Genomic DNA, 15300 nt, shown 5'->3' on the forward strand with positions numbered 1-15300 from the left:
GTCATGCGCACTGTTCCCTCCTGGTTCCGCGAAGCGCTGGCGTGTCCGGCCGACGAGGGCGACGTGGTCGTCGCCGGGACCCGGATCCGTTACCGGGCCTGGGGCCGGAAGGGCCGGCCGGGCATCGTGTTCGTGCACGGCGGGGCCGCCCACGCGCGGTGGTGGGACCACGTCGCCCCCCAGTTCGCCGGCGAGCACCGCGTCGTGGCGCTGGATCTGTCCGGACACGGCGACAGCGACCACGCCGAGCGCTACAGCCACGAGAGCTGGGCCGAGCAGGTTCGCCACGTCGCGGGCGACGCGGGGATCGCCGGCCGCCCGATCCTCGTCGGCCACAGCATGGGCGGTCTGGTCTCGCTGCGGGCGGCGCTCTCGTTCGGCGAGCGACTCGCCGGGGTCGTCTGCGTCGACTCCGCGGTGCGCGACGTCACGAATGAGGAGATGTTCATCCGGCGGCAGCGGGCCCTGCGGCAGCCTCGGCTCTACCCGACCCGCGAGGCGGCGATGGCGAGGTTCCACCCCATCCCCGAGGTCGGCCGGGCTCTCCAGTACGTCGTGGACCACCTCGCCGAGACGTCCGTACGGGAGACCGAGGCGGGCTGGACCTGGAAGTTCGACCCCGGTCTCTTCGGCCAGAGCTCCCTGACCCCCGCTCAGCTGTTCCCGCCGCGGTGCGAGGTGGCGTTCATCCGCGCCGAGCACGGCCTGCCGAGCGCCGCGGCGGTCCGCCTGATGCACGAGCGGGTGGGCAGCTCGCTGCCGGTCATCGAGATCGCCGACTCGGGACACCACGTCATGCTCGACCAGCCGCTCCCGCTCGTCGCCGCGCTGCGCTCGGTGTTCGAGCGCTGGGACGCGCCTGTCGCGCTGAAGAACGACGCGTTCGCGAAGGAGGCCTCAGCGCGGGAAGGCTCAGCACGGGAGGAAGGGCGCATGTCCGGTGGGAACGGCGCGGCGGACTTCGACCTGCCGGCACGGCTGAGAGCCGTCCTGGCGGTCGATCCCACGGCCCCGGCGCTCGAACTGGACGGCCGGTGGCACACGTGGGGCGACCTGTCCGCGACCGCCGGCGCGGTCGAGACGCACCTGCGGCGCGCCGGGGCTCCCGAGGGCGCCAAGGTGGGCGTCGTGATGCGGAACCGGCCCGGCGTGGTCGGCGCGGTGACGGGCGCGCTGATGTCGCGCCGCGGCATCGTCTCGCTCAGCCACCTGCAGCCGGCGGCCGCCCTGGCCCGGGACGTCGCGACCCTCGACCTGGTGGCCGTGGTGGCCGACGAGGAGGACTGGGCGGACGAGGGCCTGCGGGCCGCGGCCCGCGCGGCCGGCGTGCTCGGGCTGTCGGTGCGATCGGATGATCCGCGCCAGGTCGAGGTGGTCACCGAATGCTCGCTGACGCCCGCCGAGATCGGCGCGCGGGCGCAGCCGGGAGTCGCGGTGAGCATGCTGACCAGCGGCACGACCGGCCCGCCGAAGCGCGTCCCGGTCGGCTTCCGCAACCTGGAGGCCAGCTTCGCCGGCGCGGCGCACTACGAGTCGGGGCGGCCGTGGCAGGCGCGGCTCCGCTCCGGGGTCGCGATCCTGGTGGCGCCCCTCCTGCACACCAGCGGGCTGTTCCGGCTGCTGCTCAACCTGCTCGACGGCCGCGCCGTGGCGATGCTGGAGAAGTTCACGGTCGACGGGCTCGTACGGCTGGTCAGCGCGTACGACGCGCACGTGCTGGCCCTCACCCCGGCGTCGCTGGCGATGATCCTGGACGCGGACGTCGCCCCGGAGGTGTTCACGCACGTGCGCGTCGTGGTCTGCGGGACCGCGCCGCTCAGCCCGGACATGGCCGAGCGGTTCGAGGAGAGGTACGACGTCGCGGTCCTGGTCGTGTACGGCGCGACCGAGTTCGCCGGCGGGATCGCGGGGTGGACGCTCAAGGACCGGCAGGAGTTCCGTGAGGCGAAGCGCGGCAGCGTCGGACGGGTGCACCCGGGCGTCGAGGTCCGGGTCAGGCACCAGGAGAGCGGTGAGCTCCTGCCGCCCGGCGAGGTCGGCCGGCTGGACGTCCGCTCCGCGCAGTCGGGCGCGGAGCCCGGCACCTGGCAGGAGACGACCGACCTCGCGCGCGTCGACGGCGACGGCTTCGTCTGGGTCGTCGGCCGGACCGACGACGTCATCATCCGCGGCGGGTTCAAGATCTCGACCGGGATGGTCGCCGAGGTCGTCAAGGAGCATCCGTCGGTGCGTGACGCGGCGGTCGTCGGCCTGCCGGATCGGCGGCTCGGCGAGGTGCCCGTGGCGGCGGTGGAGGTCGCCCGCGGGGCGGCGCTCGACCCCGAGTCGCTGACCGCGTGGGTTCGCGGCCGGCTGCCCGCCTACCAGGTGCCGACGGCGTTCGTCGTGGTCGACGCCCTGCCCCGGACGCCGTCGCTCAAGGTGAGCCAGGACCGCCTCAAGGCCCTGCTCGCCGCCGAACTCGGCGGCGCCTAGGTCAGGGGCAGGCAGACGGTCAGCCCGCCCGGCACGGCTCTGGCCTTGAGTCGGTCGGTGGCCTCGCGCTCGCCGCCGTCGAGTTCGTACAGCAGCGGCCTGCCGAAGCGGGCGGAGACCTTGCGGGCGCGGGTGATCCGGACCAGCGGCGAGTCCTCGGAGCGGCCGGTCGCCATGCGGCCGAGCACCCGGGCCCACTGGACCGGCCCCTGGGCGGTGGAGACGCCCACCTCCAGCCAGCCGTCGTCGGGCCGGGCGTCGTCGAACGCCTCGACGCCGCCGGCGATCGTGCCCACGTTGCCCAGCAGCAGGCAGCTCGCCTCGCCGTCGAACCAGGGCTCCCCGTCGACCTTGATCCGCATCGGCACCAGCGGCCCGCCCACGTGCCGGATGGCCGCCTTGACGTAACTCAGCTTGCCGAGCCGGCTCTTGGCCTGCCCGTCGGCGTCGGCGATCATCTCGGCCTCGAACCCGGCCCCGGCCATCACCGCGAAGTGCTCGCCGTTCACCACCCCGAGGTCAAGCCGCTCGCGCCGGCCCTCGAAGCCGATGCGGACCGCCTCCTCCAGGTCGGCGGGGATGCCGAGGTTGGTGGCGAACAGGTTGCCGGTGCCCGCGGGAAGGATCGCCATCGGCACGCCGGAGCCGGCCAGCACGTCGGAGCACCGCTGCACCATGCCGTCACCGCCCCAGACGAACACCAGCTCGGCGCCCTCCTTCAGCGCCCTGCGAACCTTCTTCGGCGCCTTCTTGCTCTTGGGCACCTCGTACCAGAGCAGGTCACCGACGTCCTGCTCACTGATCAGGACGCGCAGCCTGTCCAGGCCCGCGCCGAGGGTCTTCTTGCGATGCGCGACGACCGCGATGGTGGGAGACATGCACCGGGACTACCCTCCGGCGCGGTTTTCACCGGATCTTCTTCGGCGCGTCGGAGGAGGACTCACCGGCGTCCTTCCGGGTAGCGATGAGCGAATGCGGAACGAGGACCGGTCTCCATCAGACATCAGAGCCGACCGCGGCCTGGGAGTGCGCCTGGGAGTCGCGAGCGTCGCGATCGTGCTGGCCATGATCCCGTTCACGCTGCTGCTCGTCGTCGCCAAGATGCCGCTCAACCGGCTGGACGCCCAGGTCGCCGAGAACCTGCACGCGTACGCGCTCGACCATCCCGTGATGACCAATGCGCTCATCGTGTGGACCGACCTGTTCGGGCCCTGGCCGTGGCGCATCGCCGTCGCTGTCTACGCCGGCTGGCTGTTCTACCGGGGCGCCCCGAGGGTGGCCCTGTGGGCGGTCACCACGCTGACCGTGGGCGGCCTGCTCGGCCTCGCCCTCAAGGTCATCGTCGCGCGGTCCCGGCCGCACCTGCCCGATCCGGTGGCACTGGCGCCCGGTGACTCCTTCCCCTCGGGCCACGCGGTGAACGTGACCCTGGGCGTGGGAGTGATCATGCTGCTCGTCCTGCCCTCGCTGCCCCGGTGGGGGCGGCGCGTCGCCTGGGCCGTCGGCGCCTTCGTGGTGCTCTCGGTCGGCTACACCCGGATCGCCCTCGGCGTGCACTGGGTGAGCGACGTGGTCGCGGGGATCGTGCTGGGCGTGGTCGTGGTGGCCGCCACGGCGGTGGCGTTCGAGACGTGGCGGCGCGAGCAGGGCCGCAGGCCCGTGAAACCAATGACCGAAGGAGTGGAACCCGAATCCGTGAAGGTGACCCATGAGCAGAACTGAGCACGTGAAGTACTACGCGCTGACCATCGTCTTACCGCTGCTGCTGATGCTCGGCGTGACGTACGGGATGGGCAGGCTGATCCTCGCGCTGCGCACCGGTGAGGCGTCCGCCAACCGCGACCTGGCCGCCGAGCGCACCTCGCTGTGGAACACCCTGACCGACTTCGGCAGCAGCCTGTCCGACACCCCGTACATCGTGGGGTTGACCGCGATCGCCGCGATCGTCTTCAGGCTCGTCTATCACCGCTGGCGAGAGTCGATCTTCCTGATCGTGGCCGTCTGGAGCCAGTCGCTCATCTTCCTCGCCACCACCGTGCTCGTCGAACGGAGCCGCCCGCCGGTGCCGCATCTCGACCCCGCCCCGCCCACCTCGAGTTTCCCCTCGGGTCACACCAGCGCCGCCGTGGCCTTCTACTGCGGGCTCGCGCTCGTCCTGGCCACGCACCTGCGTAACCGGACGCTCCGGGTGGCGATCTGGACGCTCGGCCTCGCCGCGCCGCTCATGGTCGCCGTCTCCCGCCTGTACCGGGGCATGCACTTCCCCACCGACGTCGCCTGGGGCCTGCTGCTGGGCGCCGTCTGCGTCCTCGTGGCCGCCCGCTCCATCCTGTTCCGCGGCGACGAGGGCCGGCTCCGGCCGGCGTCACGCGGCAGGCCGAAGCGGGTCGCGTCGTCAGGCGGCGCCTGAGGCCGTGAGACGGGCGAGCTCATCGCCCAGCCGGGCGGTGAGCTCGTCCAGGTCGGGCACCCCGTCGGGATCGGCGATGAGGCTGATCGCGAGCGTGCCCGCGTAGGACAGGATCTCGAAGGTCACCGTCACGTTGCCGTTCTCGGCGACCGCCACGGGGATCACCTGGCTGATGGTCGCGCCGGCGAAGGCCAACGGCTGCTCGGGCCCGCGCACGTTGCTGACCAGGGTGTGGATGCGCCGCTGGCGGCGGAGATACCAGCGGTAGAGGCCGATCGCGGCCAGCAGCCGGAACATCGGGCCGAACAGGCCGGCCGCGAAGCCGTCGACGGCCGGCTTCCTGCGCTCCGCCAGCAGGGCGGCGTTCTTCACCAGCCGTTCCTCGGCGGTGCCGGTGACGGGCAGGCGGGCGATCAGCACACCGAACCGGTTGCCGAGGTCGGTGGAGGTGGCACTGCGCCGGACGGACACCGGCACCGAGACCGACAGCGCGCCGACGTGCTCGCCCCGCCGTTGCAGCAGGCTGTGGAGCGCTCCGGTGACCGCCGTCAGCAGAACGTCGTTCACGGTGCACCCGTGACGGTGCGCCGCGGAGCGCACCGCCGCCAGGTCCGCTCGTACGACGGCGAGCCTGCGCCGTCCGCCGGTCGGCCGCAGCAACGAGCACCGCGCGACGGGCTCCGGCCGCATCCCGCCCGTCGCGGCGGTGGCGGCCCTGGCCCCCCGCCAGAAGGCGCGCGGCCGCGCGAGGGCCCGCAGGCGCTCGGCGAGCGCGTCGGCGGCGAGGCGCCGCAGGGGTGGCGGGCGCCGGGGGAAGCCCGCTGGAGCGGGCCGTTCGGCCTGGTCGACGAGCGCCGCGAGCAGAGCGAGTCCGCCGATCCCGTCGGCCAGCACATGGTCGAGGACCACGATCAGCGCGACCGCGCCGTCCTCCAGCCCGGTGACGAAGGTCGCCGTCCACCGCGAGGGCGGCAGGGGGCCGGTCAGCACGGCGGCGGCCACGTCCAGCAACGCCCGCTCGTCCCCCGGCGAGGGGCAGGTGAGCCGCCGCACGTGCAGACCGATGTCGAATCGGGGGTCGTCCACCCACACCGGGCGGCCGCAGCCGAAGGGCAGGGGCACCAGTCGCCGCCTCAGCCGCGGCACCGACCGGATCCGGTCGGCGAGCGACGCCATCGCCTCGGCCACCTCGAACTCCGGTCCCGCCTCCAGCACCAGGACCGCGCCGGCCCGCTGGGACAGCGACGGGCCCGACCCCATGGCCAGCATGGCCACGTCCGACGGGCTGGCGCGGTCGATCATCGGCCCCTCCTCCGGCGGCATCGGCTCGCCGCCGACGTGTGGTCAGTGGTGGGAGTCGGTCGCCGGCCGGCTGATCTCGTCCCGCGTCCACCGTGCCGCTCCTGGCTCGCGTCCGGCAGTGCCGTAGGTCGTCGAAGCGAGAGGACCTTCGTCCTGACTCCCCGCCGGCGTCCGGCGTTCCGGTGCCGGCGGGATCCCGGTGAGCGGGATCGAGGTCGAGGGGGCCCGCCCCGGCTTGCTCTGCTGTCCAGCGAGGCGGCGGCGTGCGCCCCGCGACCGCGAGGAGAGGACCGTGCCAGAGGTGAGCAGCCGTGAGGATTCCGTGGGCGCGCTGGCGGACGACCGTCCGGCGGGCCAGGTCACGTTCGCGGAGCTGATCGAGGCGCGGGCGGAGGACGACCGGGCCGGGCTGAGATTCGAGGACCGGTGCTGGACCTGGCGGGAGGTCGTGGCGCAGGCGCGGTCGCGGGCCGGGCTCGCCCGCGACCTGCGCCGGCCCGGCCCCTGGCACGTCGGGCTGCTCCTGGACAACACCCCCGAGCACCTGTTCTGGCTGCTCGGGGCGGCGCTGGCGGGGGCGGGCGTGGTCGGGATCAACCCGACCCGCCGGGGCGCCGAGCTGGCCGCCGACATCGACTTCACCGACTGCGGGCTGATCGTCACCGAGCCCGCGCGGCGGCCGCTGCTGGACGGGCTCGACCTGGACCGCCCGCCCGGCCGGGTGCTGGTCACCGGCACCGAGGAGTACGCGCGGGCGCTCGCGGACGCCTCTCCCCTGGGCTCCGGCGACCCTCGGCCCGAGCCCGGCACGATCTTCTCGCTGGTCTTCACCTCCGGCACCACCTCCGCGCCCAAGGCGGTGATCTGCAGCCAGGGCCGGCTCGGCCGGATCGCCGTGCAGCAGCGCGAGCGCAGGTGCCTCGGCCGCGACGACGTCTTCTACGTCGTGATGCCGATGTTCCACTCGAACGCGATCATGGCGGGCATCGCCCCCGCCGTCAGCTCCGGCGGCTGCGTGGTGCTGCGCCGCAGGTTCTCCGCCTCGGCGTTCCTGCCCGACGTACGCCGCCACGGCGTGACCTTCTTCAACTACGTCGGCAAGCCGCTGCACTACATCCTGGCCGTGCCGGAACGGGAGGACGACGCCGACAACCCGCTGCGGATCGCGTTCGGCAACGAGGCGTCCGAGCGCGACATCGCGGAGTTCGGCCGGCGGTTCGGCTGCGCCGTCATCGACTCGTACGGCTCCAGCGAGGGCGAGATCCGGATCAGCCGGGTGCCGGGGACACCGCCCGGCTCGCTGGGCGTCGCCGAGGAGGGCACGGTCGTGGTGAACCCGGAGACGATGCAGGAGTGCCCGCGCGCGGTGTTCGACGAGCACGGCGCACTGCTCAACGCCGACGAGGCCATCGGGGAGATCGTCAACAAGGCGGGGGCGGCGGTGTTCGAGGGCTACTACCGCAATCCGGAGGCGACGGCGCGGCGGATCCGGGGCGGCTGGTCGTGGTCGGGTGACCTCGCCTACCGCGACGCCGCGGGTTTCTGGTACTTCGCCGGCCGCGACAGCGACTGGCTGCGGGTGGACGGGGAGAACTTCGCCGCCGCGCCGGTCGAGCGGCTGCTGTCGCGGTTCGGGGCGTTCGCCGACGTGGCGGTCTACGCGGTGCCGGATCCGGACGTCGGCGACCAGGTGATGGCGGCGGTGGTGCTGGCGGAGGGGCGGGAGTTCGACCCGGGCGCCTTCGGCGAGTTCCTGGCCGGTCAGCCGGATCTCGGCACGAAGTGGCCGCCGAGGTACGTCCGGGTCACCGCCGAGCTGCCCCGCACGGCCACGAGCAAGGTGGTCAAGCGCTCGCTGCGGGAGGCGGCCTGGCACACCGCCGATCCCGTGTTCGTCCGGCCCGGCACGGCTCTCACGTACGAACCGCTCACCCCCGGCCCGACAGCCTGAGGGGGTGCGCGAGCCGTACGGGCGGGTGGCCCGGACGGCTCGCGGGAACGAGGGTCAGAGGCGCTCGATGACGGTGACGTTGGCCTGGCCGCCGCCCTCGCACATGGTCTGCAGGCCGTAACGGCCGCCGGTGCGCTCCAGCTCGTGCAGCAGGGTGATCATCAGGCGGGCGCCGGTGGCGCCGAGCGGGTGGCCGAGCGCGATGGCGCCGCCGTTCGGGTTGACCTTCGCCGGGTCGGCCCCGGTCTCCTTCAGCCAGGCCAGCACGACCGAGGCGAACGCCTCGTTGATCTCCACCGCCGCCATGTCGTCGATGGACATGCCGCTCTTCTTCAGCGCGTACGCCGTGGCGGGGATCGGGGCGGACAGCATCCGGATGGGGTCCTCGCCGCGCGCGGACAGGTGGTGGACGCGGGCCCGGGGGCGCAGGCCGTGCGCCTTCACCGCGGCCTCGGAGGCGATCAGCAGGGCGGCGGCGCCGTCGGAGATCTGCGAGGCGACGGCGGCGGTGAGCCGGCCGCCCTCCTCCAGGGTCTTCAGCTTCGCCATCTTCTCCAGGGAGGTGTCGCGGCGCGGCCCCTCGTCGGTGGTGACGCCTTCGAACGGGGCGATCTCCCGGTCGAAGCGGCCCTCGTCGATCGCGCGGACGGCGCGCTGGTGCGACTCGAAGGCGAACGCCTCCATGTCCTCGCGGGAGATGTCCCAGTCGCGGGCGATCATCTCGGCGCCGCGGAACTGGGAGACGTCCTGGCCGCCGTAGCGGGCCTGCCAGCCGCGCGAGCCGGCGTACGGGCCCTCGGTGAGGCCGAGCGCGTCGGTGGCGCCGCGCGAGGCGTAGGCGATCGGGATCATCGACATGTTCTGCACGCCGCCGGCCACCACGAGGTCGCTGGTGCCCGACATCACGGCCTGGGCGGCGAAGTGCAGCGCCTGCTGGGAGGAGCCGCACTGCCGGTCGACGGTGACGCCCGGCACCTCCTCGGGCAGCCCGGCCGCCAGCCAGCAGGTGCGGGCGATGTCACCGGCCTGCGGGCCGACCGCGTCGAGGCAGCCGAACACGACGTCCTCGACCGCCGCCGGATCGACTCCGGAGCGGGACATCAGCTGGGTCAGCGCGTGCGCGCCGAGGTCGGCCGGGTGCACGCCGGAAAGCCCGCCGCCGCGCCTGCCCACAGGGGTGCGCACCGCTTCGACGATGTATGCCTCCGCCATCGGAAACTCCTCAGGTTGTCAGGATCCCTTCCAGGACCATCGCTATGTACTGCCTGGCGATCTCTTCGGCGGGCAGTGGGCCGTCGGTTCGGTACCAGCTCGCGGCCACCCACACGGTGTCGCGGATGAAGCGGTAGATCAGTCCGGTGTCGAGGTCGGCGCGCAGGATCCCGTCCGTGACCCCCCGGTCGAGCACCGAGAGCCACATCTCGCGGAACCGCTGCTGCGAGTCGACCAAGTACGAGAAACGCGGATTTGTCGCCAGATGCTTGGATTCGTTCTGATAGATCACCACGGCCGGCCGGTAGCGCTCGATGCACCGGAACGACTCGGTGATCAGCGCCTCGAACGTCTCCCGAGCGCCCAGGCCGGAGGCGATCACCTTGTCGTAGGCGGACCACATGTCGGCGAGGAAGACGGACAGGATCTCGTCGACCATCGCCTCCTTGGAGTCGAAGTGGTAGTAGAGGCTGCCCCCGAGGATGTCGGCGGCGTCGGCCACCTCGCGAACCGTCGTGGCCGCGTATCCCCGTGACGCGAACACCTCGGCGGCGGTCGCGAGCAACTCCGCCCGCCGCCCGGCCCGGGCGGCGGCGGTGGTCTGGGAATCTCGGCGTCGTGCGCTCATCGGAAGGCGGACCTCTCAGGGATGCTGACTCTCAGGGATGCTGGCTGGAGACCGAGACGACCTCTCCGGTCATGTAGGAGGAGTAGTCGCTCGCGAGGAAGACGATAACGTTGGCGACCTCCCACGGCTCCGCGTAGCGGCCGAACGCCTCCCTGCCGGTGAGCTCGGCCAGCAACTCCTCGGTCGTGACCTTGGCCAGGTGCGGGTGCATGGCCAGCGAGGGGGCCACCGCGTTGATCCGCACACCGTACGGCGCGGCCTCGATCGCCGCGCACCGGGTCAGCGCCATGACGCCGGCCTTGGCCGCGGCGTAGTGGGCCTGGCCCTCCTGCGCCCGCCAGCCGATCACCGACGCGTTGTTGACGATCACGCCGCGGCCTCGCGGCTGCATGCGCGCCAGCGCGGCCCGGGTGCAGCGCATCGTGCCGCCCAGGGTCACGTCCAGCACGCGGCCCCACTGCTCGTCGGTCATCTCGACGAGTTTGGCCGTGCCGCCGAGGCCGGCGTTGTTGACCACCACGTCGACCGGGCCGAATCTCTCCTCGGCGGTCGCGAACAGGTGCTGGACCTGCTCCTCGGAGGTGACGTCGCACGGGACCGCGGTCACCGCCGCGCCGTACTCGCCCTCCAGGACCGCCAGGCTCTCCCCGAGCCGGCGCTCGTGGGCGTCGCTGATCACCACCCGCGCGCCCTCCTCCAGCAGGCGGCGCGCGCACGCGCCGCCGATGCCGGTGCCGGCGGCGGCCGTCACCACGGCCACCCGGCCGCGCAGCAGGCCGTGACCGGGAACGTAGGCCGGCGGACCGGCAGGGACCCGCGCCGGGTCCTCCTCCTCGCTGAGCTTCACGTGGTTTACTCTACCAAATAGTTGTTAGAAAGAATGCGAGGGCCCCATGACCGTGGTGCGCTACGAACGGCGCGGACCCGTGGCGGTGGTCACCATGAACCGCCCCGACTACCGCAACGCCCAGAACTCGGCGATGACCTACGCCCTCGACGAGGCCTTCTACCAGGCCGCCGCCGACGACGAGGTCAAGGTGATCGTGCTGGCCGGAGCGGGCAAGCACTTCTCCGCCGGCCACGACATCGGCACCCCCGAGCGCGACGCGCACGTCTCGTTCGAACGTAAGGCGGGACTGTGGTGGGACCACGTGGGCAAGGACGGCGCGGAGAGCCGGTTCGCCCGCGAGTCGGAGGTCTATCTCGGGATGTGCCGGCGGTGGCGGGAGATCCCCAAACCGACGATCGCGATGGTGCAGGGCGCGTGCATCGCGGGCGGGCTCATGCTGGCCTGGGTGTGCGACCTGATCGTCGCCTCGGACGACGCGTTCTTCGCCGACCCGGTGGTGCGGATGGGCATCCCGGGCGTCGAGTACTTCGCGCACCCGTGGGCGATGCCGCCGCGGATCGCCAAGGAGTTCCTCTACACCGGCGACCGGATGCCCGCGCGGCGCGCGTACGAGGTGGGGATGGTCAACCGGCTGGTGCCCCGCGAGGAGCTGGAGGCGCAGACGCTGGCGCTGGCCGAGCGGATCGCGGCCATGCCGCGGATGGGCCTCGCGCTCACCAAGAAGGCGGTCAACCAGGCCGAGGACCTGCAGGGCATGCACGCCGGCATGGACTCCGTCTTCGGCCTGCACCATCTCGCCCACGCGCACAACGCCGAGACCGCCGCCGACTCCCTGGCCGGGATGGACCCCAAGAGCATGAAGGCGGCCGCCGATGGATCTTGACCTGTCGTCCGTGGAACCGTTCCGCGCCGAGGTGCGCGCGTGGCTGCGCGCCCACGTGCCCGCCGCGCCCCTGCCGTCGCTGGAGACGAAGGAGGGCTTCGCCGCCCACCGCGCCTGGGAGCGCCGGCTGCACGAGGCCCGCCTGTCGGTGGTGTCCTGGCCGGAGGAGTACGGCGGCCGGGACGCGACGCCGCTGGAGTGGCTGGTCTTCGAGGAGGAGTACTACGCGGCCGGGGCTCCGGGCCGGGTCGGCCAGAACGGCATCAACCTGCTCGCGCCCACCCTCTTCCAGCACGGCACCCCCGAACAGCTCGCCCGCGTGCTGCCGCCGATGGCCTCGGGCGAGGTCATCTGGGCGCAGGCCTGGTCGGAGCCCGGCGCGGGCAGCGACCTGGCGTCCCTGCGGGCCACCGCCACCCGGGTCGCCGGCGGCTGGCGGCTGAACGGCCAGAAGACGTGGAGCTCGCGCGCCGCCTTCGCCGACCGGGGCTTCGGCCCGTTCCGCTCCGACCCCGAGGCCGGGCGGCACCACGGCCTGACGTACCTGATGTTCGCGCTGGACGCCGAGGGCGTCACCCGCAGGCCGATCGGCCGCATCGACGGCAAGCCCGCCTTCGCCGAGCTCTTCTTCGACGACGTGTTCGTGCCCGACCACGACGTCATCGGCGAGCCGGGCTCGGGCTGGCGGGTCGCGATGAGCACCACGGGCAACGAGCGCGGGCTCACTCTGCGCAGCCCGGGGCGGTTCCTGGCCGCCGCCGACCGGCTGGTGGAGCTCTGGCAGGCGCACGGCGACCCCGCCGACACCGCGCTGCGCGACCGGGTGGCCGACGCGTGGATCAGGGCCCGCGCCTACCGGCTCAAGGGGTTCGAGACGATCTCCCGCACCGAGGACGTGGGCGCGGAGTCCAGCGTCAACAAGATCTTCTGGTCGGAGCTGGACGTGGCGCTGCACGAGACGGCCCTCGACCTGCTCGGCCCGGACGGCGAGCTGGCGGGCGAGTGGCTGGAGGGCTACGTCTTCTCCCTGGCCGGCCCGATCTACGCGGGGACCAACGAGATTCAGCGCAACGTCATCGCCGAGCGCGTGCTCGGCCTGCCGAGAGCGGGGCGGCCGTGAAGTTCATCCTCGACGCCGAGCAGCGGCTGTTCGGCGAGACCCTGGACAAGTTGCTGGCCCAGGCGGGCACCCCCGCCGTGGCCCGCGACTGGGCGGCCGGCCGGCCGGAGCCGGGCCTGGCCCTGTGGCGGTCGCTGGCGGAGGCCGGGCTGTTCGCGGTCGCCGTGCCCGAGCGGGCGGGCGGCGCGGGCGTGCTGCCCGTGGAGCTGGTGACCGCGTTCCACGAGCTCGGCAGGCACGGCGTGCCCGGCCCCTACGCCGAGACCGTCGCCGCTGCGGTGCTGCTCGACCGGCTGTCCATCCTCGCCGAAGGTCCCGCCGAAGGCGCCGCCGCCGTCCGGAGGTCCGGCGCCGCCGAGGGTACGCCCGACGCCCCGTCGTCCATCGTCGCTGAGGGAACGGCCGACGCCCCGTCGTCCTTCCTCGCCGAGGGAAGGGCCGAGGCGTGGCTGCCCGGTATCGCCGAAGGCACGGTCGTGGCGTCGCTCGCGCTGCCTCCGCTCGTGCCGTACGCGCTGGACGCGGACGTCGCGAGCGTGGTGCTGACCGTCGAGGGCGACGAGCTGCGGACCGCCGCTCCGGGCCAGGTCCGGGAGTCGCTGGACCCGGCCCGGCGGCTGTTCCCGGTCGTGCCGGGCGACGTGCTGGCCGCGGGGCCCGAGGTGGCGTCGGCCGCCGGGGAGGCACGCGACCTGGGCACGCTGGCCTGCGCCGCCCAGCTCGTCGGCGTCGGGCGCCGGCTGCTGGAGGTGTCGGTGGACTACGCCGGGACCAGGCGGCAGTTCGGGCGGCCGATCGGCGAGTTCCAGGCGGTCAAGCATCATCTGGCGAACGCGCTGGTCGAGCTGGAGTACGCCCGGCCGCTGGTGCACGGCGCGGCCCTCGCGTACGGGTCGCCGGACTTCTCCCATGAGGTGTCGGCCGCCAAGGCGATGGCGTCGGACGCGGCGTACGGGGCGGCCCGGATCGCGCTGCAGGTGCACGGCGCGATCGGCTACACCGACGAGTACGACCCGAGCCTGCTGATCCGCAAGGCCCGGGCGTTGCGCGCGGCCTGGGGCTCCCCCGCCGACCATCGCGCCCGCGTGATGTCGGCCCTCACCGGCCCCTGACCCGACCCGGCCGGAGTGACCCGGCCGGATCCAGGGCCGACCGGCGTGCCCCGACGACCGCCCCGGCCGGCCCCGATGTGGGGGCGGCCAGGGCGGAGGCTTCGGCCCGTTCGGCCGTGGAGCCGTCGCGGTCCGGGACGGTCAGCCCGCCAGACCGGCCGTGGTCCGGAGCGGTCCGGGACGGTCAGCCCGCCAGGCCGGCCGTGGTCCGGAGCGGTCCGGGACGGTCAGCCGGCCAGGTTGGCGTCGAGGCCGCGGATCACGCCGGCGGCCTGGGCGACGATCCCGTCGATCAGTTCCGCGCAGGAGGGCAGGTCGTCGATGAGCGCCACCACCTGGCCGGAGGCGAGCACGCCGAGGTCAGGGCGGCCGTCCACCATGGCCGCCTTCAGCAGCATCGGGGTGTTGGCCGCCATCAGGACCTGCGACCAGGTGAGCTCCTTGCCGTGCTTCATGGCCAGGCCGTCGCGGATCATCGCGGGCCACGACATCCCGGAGATCTTCTTGAACCGCGCCGCGTTGCGCACCGCGCGGACCATCCCGGACACCGTGCCCGACCGTTCCAGCCCGTCGACCAGCTTGGTCCGCAGCACCCGGTGCGGCATGCCGTCCACCTGGCGGGTGACCACGGTCTCGGACATGCCGAGGTAGGTCCGCTTGACCGCGTCGGGCACCGAGCTGTCGGAGGTGAGCAGGAACCGGGTGCCCATCGCGATGCCCGCCGCGCCGTACGAGAGGGCCGCCGCGAGCCCGCGCCCGTCGAAGAAGCCGCCGGCCGCGATGACCGGGATGTCGACCGCGTCGACCACCTGGGGCAGCAGCAGCGTGGTGGCGACCGCGCCGGTGTGGCCGCCGCCCTCGCCGCCCTGCACCAGCACCGCGTCGGCGCCCCAGGCCGCGACCTTCTCGGCGTGCCGCCGCGCGCCGACGGACGGGATCACCACCACCCCGGCGTCCTTCAACCTGGCGATCAGCTCCTGGCGGGGGGCCAGCGCGAACGAGGCGACCTTCACCTGGTTCCTGATCAGCAGGTCGATGCGGTCGGCCGCGTCGGAGGCGTCGGCGCGCAGGTTGACCCCGAACGGGGCGTCGGTGCGGGAGCGGACCTCCTTGATCGCGGCGGCGAGCTCGTCGAGGGTCATGGTGGCCGAGCCGAGGATGCCGAGCCCTCCGGCGTCGGCCACGGCGGAGACGAGCCGGGGGCCCGCCACCCAGCCCATGCCGGTCTGCACCACCGGATGGCGGACGCCGGTGAGCCGGGTCAGCGGCGTGTCCAGAACCTGCCCGGCCACACCGGAGGCTTCACCCGAACCGTCCTGCCCGGTCACACCGGGACCTCTGCCCGAGCTGGCCTTAC

13 protein-coding genes are annotated in these 15300 nt (G+C 73.4%); 7 read left to right on the forward strand and 6 right to left on the reverse strand.

Annotation, left to right across the window (positions count from 1 at the left end):
• Nucleotides 1-3 precede the first annotated feature (3 nt).
• Nucleotides 4-2475, forward strand: a complete 2472-nt coding sequence (locus tag IEY82_RS20430) for an alpha/beta fold hydrolase (RefSeq protein ID WP_189125760.1) — start codon at nucleotides 4-6, stop codon at nucleotides 2473-2475.
• On the opposite strand, the gene IEY82_RS20435 is transcribed toward IEY82_RS20430, so the two are convergent.
• Complete coding sequence (locus tag IEY82_RS20435) at nucleotides 2472-3353, reverse strand: diacylglycerol/lipid kinase family protein (RefSeq protein ID WP_189125761.1); 882 nt, start codon at nucleotides 3351-3353, stop codon at nucleotides 2472-2474. The genes IEY82_RS20430 and IEY82_RS20435 overlap by 4 nt on opposite strands.
• Nucleotides 3354-3447: 94 nt before the next feature.
• Between IEY82_RS20435 and IEY82_RS20440 the strand changes: the two genes are divergently transcribed.
• Together IEY82_RS20440 and IEY82_RS20445 are read left to right on the forward strand one after the other, a co-directional pair.
• A complete protein-coding gene (locus IEY82_RS20440; RefSeq protein ID WP_189125762.1) occupies nucleotides 3448-4197 on the forward strand; it encodes a phosphatase PAP2 family protein in 750 nt (249 codons plus the stop codon).
• A complete protein-coding gene (locus IEY82_RS20445; RefSeq protein WP_189125763.1) occupies nucleotides 4184-4885 on the forward strand; it encodes a phosphatase PAP2 family protein in 702 nt (233 codons plus the stop codon). The genes IEY82_RS20440 and IEY82_RS20445 overlap by 14 nt, the downstream gene beginning before the upstream one ends.
• Here IEY82_RS20445 and IEY82_RS20450 read toward each other — a convergent pair.
• Nucleotides 4871-6187 (reverse strand): wax ester/triacylglycerol synthase domain-containing protein, encoded by a 1317-nt coding sequence (locus IEY82_RS20450; RefSeq protein ID WP_189125764.1) that lies wholly within the window; start codon nucleotides 6185-6187, stop codon nucleotides 4871-4873. The two genes, IEY82_RS20445 and IEY82_RS20450, sit on opposite strands and share 15 nt — an antisense overlap.
• Nucleotides 6188-6479: 292 nt before the next feature.
• On the opposite strand from IEY82_RS20450, the gene IEY82_RS20455 reads away from it, so the two are divergent.
• Nucleotides 6480-8138, forward strand: coding sequence for an AMP-binding protein (locus IEY82_RS20455; protein ID WP_225263427.1), 1659 nt, complete (start codon nucleotides 6480-6482; stop codon nucleotides 8136-8138).
• Nucleotides 8139-8192: 54 nt separating this feature from the next.
• Here IEY82_RS20455 and IEY82_RS20460 read toward each other — a convergent pair whose 3' ends face one another.
• From IEY82_RS20460 to IEY82_RS20470, 3 genes are read right to left on the reverse strand one after another with little or no spacing between them, the layout of a single operon-like run.
• Nucleotides 8193-9350, reverse strand: coding sequence for an acetyl-CoA C-acetyltransferase (locus tag IEY82_RS20460; RefSeq protein WP_189125765.1), 1158 nt, complete (start codon nucleotides 9348-9350; stop codon nucleotides 8193-8195).
• Nucleotides 9351-9360: 10 nt separating this feature from the next.
• On the reverse strand, nucleotides 9361-9978 hold the full coding sequence (locus IEY82_RS20465) for a TetR/AcrR family transcriptional regulator (RefSeq protein WP_189125766.1): 618 nt from the start codon (nucleotides 9976-9978) through the stop codon (nucleotides 9361-9363).
• Nucleotides 9979-10009: 31 nt separating this feature from the next.
• Complete coding sequence (locus IEY82_RS20470; RefSeq protein WP_189125767.1) at nucleotides 10010-10825, reverse strand: SDR family oxidoreductase; 816 nt, start codon at nucleotides 10823-10825, stop codon at nucleotides 10010-10012.
• A 46-nt stretch (nucleotides 10826-10871) separates the two neighbouring features.
• Here IEY82_RS20470 and IEY82_RS20475 point away from each other — a divergent pair, with 46 nt between their 5' ends.
• The 3 genes from IEY82_RS20475 to IEY82_RS20485 are packed head-to-tail and all read left to right on the forward strand — an operon-like array spanning nucleotide 10872 to nucleotide 13943.
• Nucleotides 10872-11711 (forward strand): enoyl-CoA hydratase, encoded by an 840-nt coding sequence (locus IEY82_RS20475; RefSeq protein WP_189125768.1) that lies wholly within the window; start codon nucleotides 10872-10874, stop codon nucleotides 11709-11711.
• Nucleotides 11701-12831 carry an acyl-CoA dehydrogenase family protein gene (locus tag IEY82_RS20480; RefSeq protein WP_189125769.1) on the forward strand — a complete coding sequence of 377 codons (1131 nt, stop codon included), beginning with the start codon at nucleotides 11701-11703 and terminating at the stop codon, nucleotides 12829-12831. The genes IEY82_RS20475 and IEY82_RS20480 overlap by 11 nt, the downstream gene beginning before the upstream one ends.
• Nucleotides 12828-13943, forward strand: coding sequence for an acyl-CoA dehydrogenase family protein (locus tag IEY82_RS20485; RefSeq protein ID WP_189125770.1), 1116 nt, complete (start codon nucleotides 12828-12830; stop codon nucleotides 13941-13943). Before IEY82_RS20480 ends, IEY82_RS20485 begins: the two co-directional genes overlap by 4 nt.
• 227 nt (nucleotides 13944-14170) lie before the next feature.
• On the opposite strand, the gene IEY82_RS20490 is transcribed toward IEY82_RS20485, so the two are convergent.
• Nucleotides 14171-15220, reverse strand: a complete 1050-nt coding sequence (locus tag IEY82_RS20490; protein ID WP_263648319.1) for an NAD(P)H-dependent flavin oxidoreductase — start codon at nucleotides 15218-15220, stop codon at nucleotides 14171-14173.
• Between the last annotated feature and the right edge of the window lie 80 nt (nucleotides 15221-15300).

The sequence above is a fragment of the Nonomuraea cavernae genome, assembly GCF_014646355.1.
In the GTDB taxonomy this organism is placed as follows: domain Bacteria; phylum Actinomycetota; class Actinomycetes; order Streptosporangiales; family Streptosporangiaceae; genus Nonomuraea; species Nonomuraea cavernae.